The following is a 13,935-nucleotide window of genomic DNA, read 5'->3' as shown; positions in this document are numbered from 1 at the left end:
CGTTGCGGCATTATCCGCAAACATTTTGTGAGATTTTCCCCCATGACTGTGGCTGTCTCGGTCTTGAGACGAGTGACGGGTTGTGCGCTCTCGCTGCTGATGGCCACGCTGTTGTCGACCGGCGCTCCCGCCTGGGCGGGCACTGCCGCGTCGGACGCGCAGGCGCAGCAACGGGCCAAGGCCGTGACCCAGGTGGTACTGGGGATCCTCAGCTACGCACGCTGGCCTGCCGACCCCAACCCCTTGCGCCTGTGCCTGGTCGGCCCTACCGAGTACGCCGACGACCTGATCAAGGGCAACGTGCAGAACTCCGGGCAACCCCTGCAGGTGCGTCGTCTGCTGGCCGACGACCCGAGCGTGGCCAGCGCCTGCGATGCCATCTACCTGGGCAAGCTCGACAAGCTGGAGCGCGAGCGGCTGTTCCAGCGGGTCAACGGTCATCCGCTGCTGAGCATCAGCGAGGCCGATGACCCGTGCACGGTGGGTAGCCTGTTCTGCCTGCGGGTCAGCGACCAGCAAGTGGCGTTCGACGTCAACCTCGACTCGGTGGCGCGCAGCGGTGTGCGCATCCACCCCAGCGTGCTGCAGCTGTCGCGACGGCGGGCAGGGCAGCCATGAAGCGTTCAGCCAAGCGCTTCAGCCGGCCGACCCTGCGTGCCGTGCTCGGCCGTCGTCACCTGAGCGTGGCGCTGCTCGCCGCGGGCCTGGCCGGTGTGCTGGTGACCCTGCTCGGCGTGGCGGCGTTGCGCGTCTATGCCAATCACAACCTGCACCTGATCGCCCGCTCCATCAACTACACCGTCGAAGCTGCGGTGGTGTTCGACGACAGTGCCGCGGCCAATGAAGCACTGGCATTGATCGCCTCCACCGAGGAAGTCGCCGACGCCAAGGTCTACGACAACGATGGCGAACTGCTCGCCCATTGGCAGCGTGATACGCCCGGCGTGATGGCGCAGTTGCAGACCCTGGTGGCGCGCAGCCTGCTGGAAGAGCCGATCAACATGCCGGTGCAACACATGGGCCAGCGCGTCGGGCATATCGAGTTGACCGGGCAGGGCGGTAGCCTGGTGCGCTTCCTGCTCAGCGGCCTGGTCGGGATCCTGGTGTGCACGGTGCTCAGTGCGGTGCTGGCGCTGTACCTGTCTCGGCGCCTGTTCGGCGACATCATCCGGCCCCTGCGCAACCTGGCCAGCGTTGCCCATGCGGCGCGGCGCGAGCGCAGTTTCGACCGCCGCGTGCCGGAAACCCAGATCGCCGAGCTCAACGAGCTAGGCAACGACTTCAATGCCCTGCTCGATGAGCTGGAGGTCTGGCAGAGCCACCTGCAAAGCGAGAACGAAACCCTTGCCCATCAGGCCAGCCACGACAGCCTGACCGGCCTGCCCAACCGCGCTTTCTTCGAAGGGCGGCTGAGTCGCAGCCTGCGCAACGCCGCGCGCACGGAAGATCACCTGGCCCTGTTGTTCCTCGACAGCGACCATTTCAAGCAGATCAACGACAGTCTCGGCCATGCGGTGGGGGACCAAGTGCTGATCAGCGTGGCCAGCCGCGTACGCGCACAGTTACGCGAACATGATTTGGTAGCGCGTCTGGGCGGTGACGAGTTCGCCGTGCTGCTGACGCCGCTGCACTCGCGTGAGGATGCCAAGCGCATCGCCGAGAAAATCGTCGCCAGCATGAAGCTGCCGGTGCAGCTGGAGGATGGTACCAGTCTGACCACCTCGCTGAGCGTCGGTATCGCCTATTATCCGGACGACGGCCGCGACCCGGCCAGTCTGCTCAATGCCGCCGATGCGGCGATGTACCAGGCCAAGCGCAATCGCCGCGGCCATTGGCAAGTGGCACAGACGGAACGCTGTGCCAACGATGCAAAGAACAGGAGCTGAACCGTGACCAAGCGTTTTTCCCTACTGCGTTTCCCGTTGCTCACCCTGCTGCTGGCGCTGTTGGCCCTGGCCGGCTGCCAGAGCGTGCCGCCCAAGGGGCTGACACCCGAGCAGGTCGCCGTGCTCAAGCGCGAGGGCTTCGCCCCGACCGATGACGGCTGGGCGTTCGACCTGTCCGGCAAGGTGCTGTTCGGCAGCGACCTGGACAGCCTCAACAGCCAGAGCGAGTCGATCGTCGAGCGCATCGGCAAGGCGTTGCTGTCGGTGGATATCCAGCGCGTGCGCATCGACGGCCACGCCGACGCCTCGGGCAAGGCCGCCTACAACCAGCAGTTGTCCGAGCGCCGCGCGCAGAGCGTGGCCAAGGCCTTGGCCGGCATCGGCATGCAGCCGCAGAACATCCAGACCCGCGGTATGGGCAGCAGCCAGCCGGTGGCGGACAACCGTACCGCCGCAGGGCGCATGGAGAATCGCCGTGTGTCGATCGTGGTGGGGTCGGAGTGATACCGACATCGCGGGGCAAGCCCCGCGATGATGCCTACCCTCAATCCCGAGCGAACTTCATCTCCCGCGTCTCCCCCATCAACAACGGCGCATTGGCCTCGGTCACCTCACGGATGTAATCCCACAGCAGGGTGATCCGCTTCAACTTGCGCAGGTCCTCCCGGCAGTACATCCAGAACTGCCGCGTCACCTCGATCTGCTCCGGCAGCACCGTCACCAGGCGTGGATCCTGCGCCGCCAGGAAGCACGGCAGGATCGCCAGCCCACGCCCCTGCAACGCTGCTGTGTACTGGGCGATCACGCTGGTGCTGCGCAGGTGCGCGTTGGCGTTGGGGATCAAGTTGGCCAGGTACAGCAACTCCGAGCTGAAGGCCAGGTCGTCCACGTAGCTGATGAACGGGTGGCGCCCCAGGTCGGCGATCTCGCGAATCGGCTCGTGGCGATCCAGGTAGTCCTGGGTGGCATACAGGCGCAGGCGGTAATCGCACAGCTTGCAGCACACATAGGGGCCGTGTTCCGGGCGCTCCAGGGCGATGACGATATCGGCTTCGCGCTTGGACAGGCTGATGAAGTGCGGCAACGGCAGGATGTCCACCGAGATCGCCGGCCAGGCATCGACGAAGTGGCTCAACTGCGGGGTGACGAAGAAGCTGCCGAAGCCTTCGGTGCAGCCCATGCGTACATGCCCCGACAATGCCACGCCCGAGCCCGAGACTTGCTCGCAAGCCATGTGCAGGGTGCTCTCGATCGACTCGGCATAGCCCAGTAGGCGCTGGCCTTCGGCGGTGAGGACGAAGCCGTTGGTCCGCGATTTTTCGAACAGCAAAGTGCCCAGCGCCCCTTCCAGTGAACCGATGCGCCGCGACACCGTGGTGTAGTCCACGGCCAGGCGCTTGGCCGCACTGCTGGCCTTGCGGGTGCGCGCTACCTCAAGAAAGAACTTGAGGTCGTCCCAGTTCAGCGCGCTCAGGGAGGTGAGGTCTTTTTGCATGATGATCCGGTTTTTTTGTGCATTCTTGTTGGATGTTTGCACATCTATACTCGAACTCAGCCCCTAAGCGCCACCCCGTGTTCGCTCCGGCGTAGGCGTCCTCGTTCCGACAATAATTCCAAGGAGAGCGCAGATGAACGCACCCCAGACGCCCGACCAGACCAAGGTCGAGCAGGTCAAGCTGCTGATCGACGGCCAATGGGTCGAGTCGAAGACCACCGAATGGCGTGACATCGTCAACCCGGCGACCCAGCAAGTGCTGGCGCGGGTGCCGTTCGCCACCGTCGAGGAAGTGAACGCCGCGGTAGCCGCTGCCGAGCGTGCCTTCAAGACCTGGCGCGACACTCCCATCGGCGCGCGCATGCGCATCATGCTCAAGCTGCAGGCGCTGATCCGCGAACACAGCAAGCGCATCGCCGTGACCCTCAGCGCCGAACAGGGCAAGACCATCGCCGACGCCGAGGGCGATATCTTCCGCGGCCTGGAAGTGGTCGAGCACGCCGCCTCCATCGGCACCCTGCAGATGGGTGAGTTCGCCGAAAACGTCGCCGGCGGCGTCGACACCTATACCCTGCGCCAGCCGATCGGCGTGTGCGCCGGCATCACCCCGTTCAACTTCCCGGCGATGATCCCGCTGTGGATGTTCCCGATGGCCATCGTCTGCGGCAACACCTTCGTGCTCAAGCCATCCGAGCAGGACCCGCTGTCGACCATGATGCTGGTCGAGCTGGCGCTGGAGGCTGGCATCCCCGCCGGTGTGCTCAACGTGGTGCATGGCGGCAAGCAAGTGGTCGATGGCATCTGCACCCACCCGGACATCAAGGCGATCTCGTTCGTAGGTTCCACCGAGGTCGGCACCCACGTCTATAACCTGGGCAGCCAGCACGGCAAGCGCGTGCAGTCGATGATGGGCGCCAAGAACCACGCCGTGGTGCTGCCCGACGCCAACCGCACCCAGACCATCAACGCCCTGGTCGGCGCCGCCTTCGGCGCGGCCGGCCAGCGCTGCATGGCCACCTCGGTGGCGGTGCTGGTGGGCAAGGCCCGCGAATGGCTGCCGGATATCAAGGACGCGGCCAGCAAGCTCAAGGTCAACGCCGGCAACGAGCCGGGCACCGATGTCGGCCCGGTGGTCTCCAAGCGCGCCAAGGAGCGCGTGCTGGGCCTGATCGAGAGCGGCATCAAGGAAGGCGCCAAGCTCGAGCTCGACGGTCGTGACGTCAAGGTGCCGGGCTACGAGCAAGGCAACTTCGTCGGCCCGACCCTGTTCTCCGGGGTGAAGACCGACATGCAGGTCTACACCCAGGAAATCTTCGGCCCGGTGCTGGTGACCCTGGAGGTCGACACCCTCGACGAGGCCATCGCCCTGGTCAACGCCAACCCGTTCGGCAACGGCACCGGTCTGTTCACCCAGAGCGGCGCGGCGGCGCGCAAGTTCCAGAGCGAGATCGACATCGGCCAGGTCGGCATCAACATCCCGATCCCGGTACCGGTGCCGTTCTTCAGCTTCACAGGTTCCCGCGGTTCCAAGCTCGGTGACCTCGGCCCGTACGGCAAGCAGGTGGTGCAGTTCTACACTCAGACCAAGACCGTCACCGCCCGCTGGTTCGACGATGACAGCGTCAATGACGGTGTGAACACCACCATCAGCCTGCGCTAAGGAGCTCGTCATGCGTATCGCATTCATTGGCCTGGGCAACATGGGCGCGCCCATGGCCCGCAACCTGATCAAGGCCGGGCACCAGCTCAACCTGTTCGACCTCAACAAGACCGTGCTGGCCGAACTCGCCGAGCTGGGCGGGCAGGTCAGCACCTCGCCCAAGGACGCCGCCGCCAACAGCGAGCTGGTGATCACCATGCTGCCGGCCGCCGCTCATGTGCGTGGCGTGTACCTGGACGAAGAAACCGGCGTGCTGGCCGGCATTCGCCCCGGCACCCCGACCGTGGATTGCAGCACCATCGACCCGCAGACCGCCCGTGAGGTCTCCAAGGCCGCGGCGGCCAAGGGCATCGACATGGGTGATGCGCCGGTCTCCGGCGGCACCGGTGGCGCGGCCGCCGGCACCCTGACCTTCATGGTCGGCGCCAGCGCCGAGCTGTTCGCCACGCTCAAGCCGGTGCTGGAGCAGATGGGCCGCAATATCGTGCATTGCGGCGAAGTCGGCACCGGGCAGATCGCCAAGATCTGCAACAACCTGCTGCTGGGTATCTCGATGATCGGCGTGTCCGAGGCCATGGCCCTGGGCAATGCGCTGGGCATCGACACCAAGGTGCTGGCCGGGATCATCAACAGCTCGACCGGACGTTGCTGGAGTTCGGACACCTACAACCCGTGGCCCGGCATCATCGAGACTGCCCCGGCTTCACGGGGCTACACCGGCGGCTTCGGCGCCGAGCTGATGCTCAAGGACCTGGGGCTGGCCACCGAGGCCGCGCGCCAGGCGCACCAGCCGGTGATCCTGGGTGCCGTGGCCCAGCAGCTGTACCAGGCCATGAGCCTGCGCGGCGAGGGTGGCAAGGATTTCTCGGCGATCGTCGAGGGGTACCGCAAGAAGGATTGACCCGCGAGTGGACTTGATCGCGGACCGTATGGTCTTCCCCCTTGTAACTGCGCACCTTGGGGGAGGGGCATGCGCTCCGCGTTTTTTTTGCCCGGCAGAACGGGCGTTTGAATCGTGGGAGCGGGCTTGCCCCGCGATGACTTCAAATCAGGCGACGGCGTTGTCCCGCCTGACGTCATCGCGGGGCAAGCCCGCTCCGACGATTACCGCTTCAGGCAAACACGAAATACTTGCGCACCGTCTCCACCACTTCCCAGGTCCCTTTCATCCCCGGCTCGATCACGAACACATCCCCCGCCTTCAGATGCTTCGGCTCCTCGCCTTCCGGGGTGACGATGCAGTAGCCATCGAGGAAATGGCAGTACTCCCACTTTTCGTAGTTGACCTCGAATTTGCCCGGCGTGCAGATCCAGGTGCCCATGATCTTGCTGCCGTCGGCGGACAGGTAGGCATTGAGGTTGACGGTGTGCGGGTCGCCGCCGATGCGCTTCCACTTGGTCGCGTCGACCACCGGGGTCGGACAGGTTTCGCGCAGGACGGTGATGAAATCGGACATGGCGTGGCTCCAGATAGCAGGTGAGATGACGCGTCACCATAGGGCCATCGACGTACGGGCAGTTGCCTGGGCTCGACGTCCAGCTGTCAGAGCGCGCTATCTCAACCCAAGCCTGCCGATCGGCCAGGCCTCACGCCCACCAGTACCGCACGAAGTGGAAGAACACCGGCGCGGCGAAGCACACCGAGTCCATGCGGTCGAGCATGCCGCCGTGGCCTTCGATCATGTGGCCCCAGTCCTTCACCCCGCGGTCGCGCTTGATCGCCGACATCACCAGCCCGCCGAAGAAGCCCATGGCGTTGACCGTCAGCGCCATCAGCGCCGCCTGCCAGAAGGTAAACGGGGTGATCCAGCACAGCAGGGCGCCGACCAGCGTTGCCAAGGCCACGCCGCCGGCCAGGCCTTCGACGGTCTTCGACGGCGACAGGTTGGGCGCCACCTTGCGTTTGCCGAACAGCTTGCCGCAGACGTACTGCAGCACGTCGCTGATCTGCACTACCAGGATCAGCCAGGCGATCAGCAGCAGGTTGCGGTCTTCGTAGCCGGGGATGTCCAGGGTCATCAGCGCCGGCACCGAGGACACGCAGTACACCGCGATCATCAGGCCCCACTGCACCTTCGAGGCGCGCTCGAGGAAGCGCGTGGTGTCGCCGCCGAAACTGGCGAGGATCGGCAGCAGCAGGAACAGGTACACCGGGATGAAGATGCTGAACAGGCCGTACCAGTCCATGGCGATCAGCAGGTACTGCACCGGCAACGCCACGTAGAACGCCGCCACCAGGGCGGGGTAGTCGCTGCGCCGGGTCGGGGTGAGGGTCATGAACTCGCGCAGGGCGTAGAACGAGACGCCGTAGAACAGCACGATGACGCCGTACTTGCCGAACAGGAAGGCGATGCCGATCACCAACACCATCACCCACCAGGCATTGATGCGCGCGTTGAGGTTGTCGATCACCGCATGTGGCGCGGGGCCGGCACGCCACTTGAGCAGTCGGCCGACGAGGCTGGCGAGCAGCAGCAGGGCGCCGATACCGGCGAACAGCGACAGGGTGTTGTGATCCATCTCAGGCTTCCTTCGGGGCCAGGTTCAGCAGGGCCTGGCGGGCCCGCTCGAGAAAGGCGTGCTTGGCTTCGTCCGGCTGCAGGTGCAGCGGCTCGCCGAAACTCAGGGTGCACAGCAGCGGCAGGGGTAGGGCCCGTCCTTTGGGCATGACCCGGTTGAGGTTGGCGATCCACACCGGCACCAGCTCCACCTGCGGGTTGGCCGAGGCCAGGTGGAACAGGCCGCTCTTGAACGGCAGCAGCGGGTCGTCGGTGAGGTTGCGCGTGCCCTCCGGGAAGAAGATCAGCGAGTCACCCTGGGCGAAGGCGTCGAGCACCGGTTGCAGCGGGTTGCCCTCGCTGGCCTGCTGGCGATCGATCAGCACGCCGTTGAACACCTTGCGGATCAGGAAATCGCGGATGCCAGGCTTGCACCAGTAGTCGGCGCCGGCCACTGGCCGGGTGCGGCGGCGTAGCGGCTCGGGCAGCGCGGCCCAGAGCAACACGAAGTCGCCGTGGCTGCTGTGGTTGGCGAAGTACAGGCGCTGTACCGGTTGCGGCGTGCAGCCCAGCCACAGGGCGCGGGCACCGGTGATCAGGCGGGCGGCGGAGGTGATGACGAAGGCAGTCAGGCTGGCGAGCATCGGGGGGTTATCCGGTGAAGGGGAGGGTGACGGCGAGCAGCACCTGCACGGCGAGGCACAAGGCCTGACGGCGCAGCAGGGCCAGGGCGGCCTCGCTGCGTGCAGGCCAGCGGCGTGGATCGTCGACGGTCGGTTTCAGGCGCAGTTCGAACAGGGCGCGGTCCAGGGCCAGGGTATCGGCGGGCAGGTCGTCGCGGGTGGCGAGCCGGGCGAACAGCTCGGCATCCAGGGCAACGCGTATGGCCCAGTACTTGTGTGCCAGGCCAAGCGCCAGCAGCGCTGCGCAGAACACCCGGGGCAGCGCTGGCAACGGCACGCCCAGCATGGGCGCCAGGCTGCAGGCCAGGGCCAGCAAGGTGATGCCGTCCGACCAGCGCTCCAGTTGGCGACCACGGGCGAGCAGGCTGGCAACGACGAACAGGTTCATGGCCGGGTCTCCAGCGGCCGCAGGGACTGGCGATGGGCGGGATGCAGGACTACGCCGGGGCGGGCCTGGCGGATCAGTGTTTCGGCATGCGAGACTGCCTTGCAGCGGCCGCTGACCACCAGCCAGGCGGCGACCGCGCTGGCGCTGCGCGAGTAGCCGAGCGCACAGCAGACCAGTACCGGGCCGTGCCGGCGCAAGTGTTCGATAGCCTCGGCAGCTTGCTGCAAGGTCTGCGTGTCAGGGGCGACCAGGTCCAGTGACGGCAGATTCAGGTAGGACTGCGAAGCCTGTGGCGTCTGCTCGTGGGAGCGGGCTTGCCCCGCGATGAGGAGGACCCTGCAGGCCAGCTCTGCGCTGAGGTCGATCACCGCCGGGAACCGCCCCGCGTCACCCGCGCCCGGCACACGCCCGAGGTACACCCCCTCGCACACCTCATCCGCCTGCGGGTGGCGCCAGGTCCACAGTCTTGAATTGATCCAGGCCCCAATCAGGTAAGGCGCCAGCAATGCCGTCGCCGCGACCGACAGCCGGCCATCGTTGCCTTTCTGGAAACCTTGCGCCCCGAACAGCGCATAGTTCAACGCTACCAACAGCAGTGAAAACCCAGGCCAGAGCAGCCACAAGGCGGTGTGTCCCAGCTTGAACCCGAGCACGGCCAGCACCAGCGCGCCCAGTCCATAACGCAATGCCAGACGCCAGCGTTTGGGGTCGCGTGCCAGGCGCGCCTGCTGCCAGGGCAGCGGCCCTTGTTGCGGCCACAGCCACAGGCAGACGAACCCGGCCAACGCCCCGGTCGGTACATCGATAAAGTGATGCTGCCAGGTGCTAAGGACCGACAGCCCGATCAGCCCCATCCAGCCGTGCACCAGCCAGCGCCTGGCTGGATGCCGTGTATGGCGGGCAAACATCGTCCAGATGATCACCAACAGCGCGATATGCAGCGAAGGCGCCTGGTTGTAGGGCTTGTCGAAGCCCATCAGCACATCGAACAGCCAGCCGAACAACCCCGACAGCTCGGGGCGCTCGAAGGTGAAGCGCAGCGGCCAGAGCAGGAAGCAGGCCACGCAGATCACCTGTGCCGTGAGCAATGCCAGGGCATGTCGGTCCATCTCGCGACGTGTACGCGGCAGCAGGAACGACAACCCGTACAGCAGGTCGATCGACCAGTACGGGATGATCGTCCACGGCCACAGCGGCATGTGCCGTTCCCAGGCGAACACCAGGCTGCCGATATCGTCGCGTCCGGCCGTGTAGGTGTTGGCCAGGCCGTAGCTGAGGAAAAACAACGGCCCGAGCAACAGCAGCCAGAGCACGCTGCGGCGGATCAGCCCGGCTTCACGGGCCATCAACGCACCCGCTGCGCCAGGCTGACGCTGAAGATGCCCCATTCATCGATGCGCTGGGTGATCTTGCGGAACCCTGCGGCCTCGACCAACTGATCCATTTCTGCCTGGCTGCGTCGGCGCATCACCCAGGCCTGGCCGCCGCGGTGGCTGGTCAGGGCGCGGGCGATCATCTCCAGCTGCGGATGCCAGGGCTGGCCGGTGTAGACCAGGTAGCCGCCGTCCTCGACGGCATCGGCCAGGCCCGCCAGCGAATTGCCGACCAGCTCGTTGCTGGCGAACAGCTCGTAGAGGCCCGAGACCACCGCGAGGGTGGGGCGTGGCGTGAGGCTGGCCATGCTTTGCCGATCGAAGGCATCACCCTGGACGAAGCGGGCGATCTCGGCGAGGCCTTTTTCGGTGATCAGTGCGTTGCCCTGTTGCACGTTCAGTTCGCTGTAGTCGCGCAGCAGGATCGAGTCGGGCAGTTGCTGCAGGCCTTGCAAGGCCTCGAGGATATAGCGGCCATGGCCGGCGGCGATATCGACGATGTGGACCGGGCGCTGTTGCTCGCGCAGCTGGGCGATGGCCAGGCGCAACAGCTCCTCGACGTTCAGCTTGCGCTGGCGGATACCGCGCCAGCCGATGGCGTCCAGGTAGTTCCGGTCGACCAGCTCGCCCAACCGGCCTTTGCCGGTCGGCGTATTGCGGTAGACGTAGTCGAGGGTGGAGCCGGAGTCGAAGCCGGTGTCGAAGCCCAGTTTCACCCCCTCGGACAGGCCCTTGCCCAGCCGCAGGCCGGCACGGGTGGCGCGCCAGTAGAGGTCGCGTGGCGAATGGCGTGGCAACGGCGCAGCCAGGCTCTCGGCCTCGGCGCAGCTGGCGCCGCTGCGGTCGGCGTCGAGCAACGCCGGCCGCAGCGGCGGCGCGTCGAAGCAGTGCGCTATGAAGCGCTCGATCCGCGCCAGGGCGTGGGCGCGGTCGCGCTCGCCGAGGGTATCGTGGAAGAAGCCGGGCAGGATGTGCTTTTCCTTGCGTGCGCTGCCCAGGCGATCGAAGAACTGCTCCTGCGGCTTGCGCTCGACCACCAGGTCCGCGCCGGAGATCAGCAGTTGCGTCGGCACCTGGATCGCCTGGGCGTCGGCCACCACGCGGTCGGCGGCGTCATACAGGCCCAGCAGCATGGTGACCGAAATGGGCCGGCTGATCAGCGGGTCGGCGACATACGACATGACCCGCTCCGGGTCATGGGTCAGCAGGCGCGGCTTGACGTAGCTGTTGACGAAGAAGTTGCCGCGCAGGGCCTTGAGCAGCTTCAGGCCAGGGCGGGCGAAGGGGACGTAGAGCTTGACCTTGAACGCCGGCGAGGCGAGCACCAGGCAGCGCACCCTGGGCGCATAGTCGTGGGCCCAGGTGGCGATCAGCACCGCGCCGACGCTTTGCGCCAGCACTACCATGTCCGCCTCGGCGATGCCGTGCCGGGCCTGAAGATGCTCAATGAAGGTCTGCACGTCGCGCACGCTGGTGGCGAAGCCCGGACTGTCGCCGCGAGCGCCCGGCGATTGGCCATGACCACGGGCGTCCCAGGCGAAGAAATCATAACCGGGCATGTTCAGTTCGTCGGCCAGGTGGGCCATGCGCCCGCCGTGCTCGTGGCCGCGGTGGAACATCACCACGGCGCGGCGTGGTTGATGCTCGTTGCGCGTGGCGGGCCAGTGACGATAGTGCAGCTCGACGCCGTCATGGGTGCAGAAATGCAGCGATTGCGCTTGGCGCATGGCGAATATCCTTGTCCGGCAGCGAGGGGCTCAGCGGGTTTCGGCCAGGCCGTGGCGAACCCGGTTGTACAGGGTATAGAGCGAGAGCAGCAGGATCACCAGCAGCAGGCCATTGATCCAGCTCGCGGCCAACAGTCCGAACGCCACGCCGGTGCCCAGCACGCCGAAGGCGAAGGCCCGGTCGCTCTTGCCCATCGGCCCGTCGTAGCGGCGTGACGCGCCGGCCAGCGGGCCCATTACCCCGGCGTATTCGCTGATCACGGCGAACACCACCACCAGCACCACCAGTGTCGGCGAAACGCCCGGCAACAGGGCAAACGGCAGGTACAGCGCGGTGTCGGCGATCACGTCGCACAGTTCATTGAGGTAGGCGCCGAGCCTGGACTGCTGGCCGAACTCGCGGGCGAGCATGCCGTCGACCGCGTTCAGCGCCATGCGTAGCAGCATCCACAGCGGTATCAGGATGAACAGCCAGGTGACCTGGTGCTGCCAGGCGAGCAGCAGGCCAAGGAGGATGGAGACCGCCGCCGCGGCGACGGTCACCTGGTTGGCGGTGACGCCACGGTCGTACAGGCGTTGCACCGAAGGGCGCAGCAGCGCCTGGAAGCGGGGTTTGAGCTGGTAGATGGATGGCACGGCGAATTCCCTGTCATGGTGCGGCATGGCCGCGATTGTGGGGAATCAGGCCGGGCGCAGGCAAGGGGGCAGGTGAGGGCTTTCTCCTGGTTTCGTGACGCAGCGCTGCAAAGCGGCGCCGTTCTCAGGGAATCCAGCGGTCGCGCTGCTGCAAACGCCACCCCAGCCACCCCAGCGTTACCGCCCGCAGCACCATGAAGCCGAGGAACGCCCACCACAGCCCATGGTTGCCGAACCCGCGCATGGCAAGCGCCAGGGGCAGCGCAACTGCCACCGACAGCAGCATCGCATTGCGCATCTCGCGGGCTCGCGTCGCGCCGATGAACAGGCCGTCGAGCAGGTAGCTCCACACAGCTACCAATGGCAGCACCGCCAGGTAAGGCAGGTAGGGATATGCCGCGTCGCGCACGCTGGCGATGTCGGTTTGCAGGTCGATGAACAGGTGCCCGCCCAGCAAAAACAGCACGGCGAACACCAGACTGACGATCAGTGACCAGCCGCAGGCCACCACCAGTGCCTGCTTCAGGGCACTGCGGTCACGGGCGCCGATGGCATGGCCGCACAGGGCCTCGACCGCATGGGCCAGGCCATCGAGGGCATAGGCGGTGAGCATCAGGCCATTGAGCAGCAGGGCATTGGCCGCCACCGTCGCCTCGCCCAGGCGCGCACCCTGCACGGTGAGCAGCAGGAACACCAGTTGCAGCGCCAGGCTGCGCAGGAAGATGTCGCGGTTGACCGCCAGCAGCGGCCGCCAGCTCTGCCAGCGTTTCAACGCGGCCCAGACGACCTGCCCGGGGTAGGCGCGCAAGGCCGGGCGGGTGAGGGCCAGGCCGAGCAGGGCAGCGCTCCATTCGGCGATCACCGAGGCCCGCGCCGAGCCGACCACCCCCCAGTCAAGGCCAAGCACGAACCACAGGTTCAAGGCGATGTTGAGCAGGTTGGTGGTCAGCAGGATCGCCAGCGGCGCCCGGGCGTTCTGGGTGCCGAGGAACCAGCCGACCAGGGCATAGCTGGCCAGTGCTGCCGGCAGGCCGAGCAGGCGGGTGTGGAAGAAGGCTTCGGTCGAGGCATGCAGCGCCTCGCTGGGCTGCATCGCCTGCAGCGCCAGTTGGCTGAAGGGCAGGGCCAGCAGGCCGATCAGCACGGCGAAAGCCAGCGCCAGCAGCAACCCCTGCACCAGCACCTGGCGCAGCGCGGCGCCATCGGCGCGGCCGGCGGCCTGGGCGGCGAAGCCGGTGGAGCCCATGCGCAGGAAGCCCAGCAGGCCGACCATGAAGGTGAATAGCGTGGCACCGACGGCCACCGCGCCCAACTGATGGGCATGGGGCAGATGGCCGATCACCGTGCTGTCAACCAGCGCCACCAGCGGCACCGAGATGTTGGACAGGATCATCGGCGCGGCCAGGGCCCAGACCTTTTGGTGGGTGGGGCGGTTGCGCCAGGCGGTGGACAGTGAAGACATGCACATCCTTCATATCAGGGCCGCTTCGCGCCCCATCGCCGGGAAGCCGGTTCCCACAAGGCGGCCTCGGTCCCTGTGGGAGCCGGCTTGCCGGCGATGGGGCGCGAAGCGGCCCCTTGCAAGATCA

14 protein-coding genes are annotated in these 13,935 nt (G+C 66.5%); 5 read left to right on the top strand and 9 right to left on the bottom strand.

What is annotated here, in order from left to right:
- Positions 1 to 42: 42 nt before the first annotated feature.
- The 3 genes from LOY42_RS23105 to LOY42_RS23095 are packed head-to-tail and all read left to right on the top strand — an operon-like array spanning position 43 to position 2,390.
- Positions 43 to 618 carry a YfiR family protein gene (locus LOY42_RS23105; protein ID WP_139668474.1) on the top strand — a complete coding sequence of 192 codons (576 nt, stop codon included), beginning with the start codon at positions 43 to 45 and terminating at the stop codon, positions 616 to 618.
- Positions 615 to 1,886: a diguanylate cyclase domain-containing protein gene (locus tag LOY42_RS23100; protein WP_139668476.1), complete on the top strand. Its 1,272-nt coding sequence runs from the start codon at positions 615 to 617 to the stop codon at positions 1,884 to 1,886. Before LOY42_RS23105 ends, LOY42_RS23100 begins: the two co-directional genes overlap by 4 nt.
- 3 nt (positions 1,887 to 1,889) lie before the next feature.
- Complete coding sequence (locus tag LOY42_RS23095; RefSeq protein ID WP_256659234.1) at positions 1,890 to 2,390, top strand: OmpA family protein; 501 nt, start codon at positions 1,890 to 1,892, stop codon at positions 2,388 to 2,390.
- A gap of 40 nt (positions 2,391 to 2,430) precedes the next feature.
- Here the strand turns inward: LOY42_RS23095 and LOY42_RS23090 are convergent, their stop codons facing one another.
- Complete coding sequence (locus LOY42_RS23090; RefSeq protein ID WP_102684573.1) at positions 2,431 to 3,381, bottom strand: LysR family transcriptional regulator; 951 nt, start codon at positions 3,379 to 3,381, stop codon at positions 2,431 to 2,433.
- A 133-nt stretch (positions 3,382 to 3,514) separates the two neighbouring features.
- Between LOY42_RS23090 and LOY42_RS23085 the strand changes: the two genes are divergently transcribed.
- Both LOY42_RS23085 and mmsB read left to right on the top strand, forming a co-directional pair.
- On the top strand, positions 3,515 to 5,041 hold the full coding sequence (locus LOY42_RS23085) for a CoA-acylating methylmalonate-semialdehyde dehydrogenase (protein ID WP_139668478.1): 1,527 nt from the start codon (positions 3,515 to 3,517) through the stop codon (positions 5,039 to 5,041).
- 10 nt (positions 5,042 to 5,051) lie between these two features.
- Positions 5,052 to 5,942 (top strand): 3-hydroxyisobutyrate dehydrogenase, encoded by an 891-nt coding sequence (gene mmsB, locus LOY42_RS23080; protein ID WP_028691313.1) that lies wholly within the window; start codon positions 5,052 to 5,054, stop codon positions 5,940 to 5,942.
- 211 nt (positions 5,943 to 6,153) lie between these two features.
- Here mmsB and LOY42_RS23075 read toward each other — a convergent pair whose 3' ends face one another.
- The 8 genes from LOY42_RS23075 to LOY42_RS23040 form a co-directional block, all read right to left on the bottom strand.
- Positions 6,154 to 6,498 (bottom strand): cupin domain-containing protein, encoded by a 345-nt coding sequence (locus LOY42_RS23075; RefSeq protein WP_023631693.1) that lies wholly within the window; start codon positions 6,496 to 6,498, stop codon positions 6,154 to 6,156.
- A gap of 130 nt (positions 6,499 to 6,628) precedes the next feature.
- On the bottom strand, positions 6,629 to 7,561 hold the full coding sequence (locus LOY42_RS23070; protein WP_139668479.1) for a phosphatidate cytidylyltransferase: 933 nt from the start codon (positions 7,559 to 7,561) through the stop codon (positions 6,629 to 6,631).
- Between the two features lies 1 nt (position 7,562).
- Positions 7,563 to 8,183 (bottom strand): 1-acyl-sn-glycerol-3-phosphate acyltransferase, encoded by a 621-nt coding sequence (locus LOY42_RS23065; protein WP_139668481.1) that lies wholly within the window; start codon positions 8,181 to 8,183, stop codon positions 7,563 to 7,565.
- A 7-nt stretch (positions 8,184 to 8,190) separates the two neighbouring features.
- Entirely contained in the window at positions 8,191 to 8,610 is a 420-nt protein-coding gene (locus tag LOY42_RS23060) for a hypothetical protein (RefSeq protein WP_198755506.1), read from the bottom strand.
- Positions 8,607 to 9,956: a phosphatase PAP2/dual specificity phosphatase family protein gene (locus LOY42_RS23055; RefSeq protein ID WP_258599440.1), complete on the bottom strand. Its 1,350-nt coding sequence runs from the start codon at positions 9,954 to 9,956 to the stop codon at positions 8,607 to 8,609. Before LOY42_RS23055 ends, LOY42_RS23060 begins: the two co-directional genes overlap by 4 nt.
- Positions 9,956 to 11,710: a bifunctional alpha/beta hydrolase/class I SAM-dependent methyltransferase gene (locus LOY42_RS23050; protein WP_139668486.1), complete on the bottom strand. Its 1,755-nt coding sequence runs from the start codon at positions 11,708 to 11,710 to the stop codon at positions 9,956 to 9,958. Before LOY42_RS23050 ends, LOY42_RS23055 begins: the two co-directional genes overlap by 1 nt.
- Positions 11,711 to 11,740: 30 nt before the next feature.
- Complete coding sequence (locus LOY42_RS23045; RefSeq protein WP_139668488.1) at positions 11,741 to 12,346, bottom strand: CDP-alcohol phosphatidyltransferase family protein; 606 nt, start codon at positions 12,344 to 12,346, stop codon at positions 11,741 to 11,743.
- A gap of 124 nt (positions 12,347 to 12,470) precedes the next feature.
- On the bottom strand, positions 12,471 to 13,808 hold the full coding sequence (locus tag LOY42_RS23040) for an MATE family efflux transporter (protein ID WP_139668490.1): 1,338 nt from the start codon (positions 13,806 to 13,808) through the stop codon (positions 12,471 to 12,473).
- Between the last annotated feature and the right edge of the window lie 127 nt (positions 13,809 to 13,935).

The sequence above is a fragment of the Pseudomonas sp. B21-023 genome (assembly GCF_024749165.1).
Lineage (GTDB): Bacteria > Pseudomonadota > Gammaproteobacteria > Pseudomonadales > Pseudomonadaceae > Aquipseudomonas.
The sequence above is the reverse complement of the archived record's forward strand: the minus strand, read 5'-3'. Positions and strand labels throughout refer to the sequence as shown.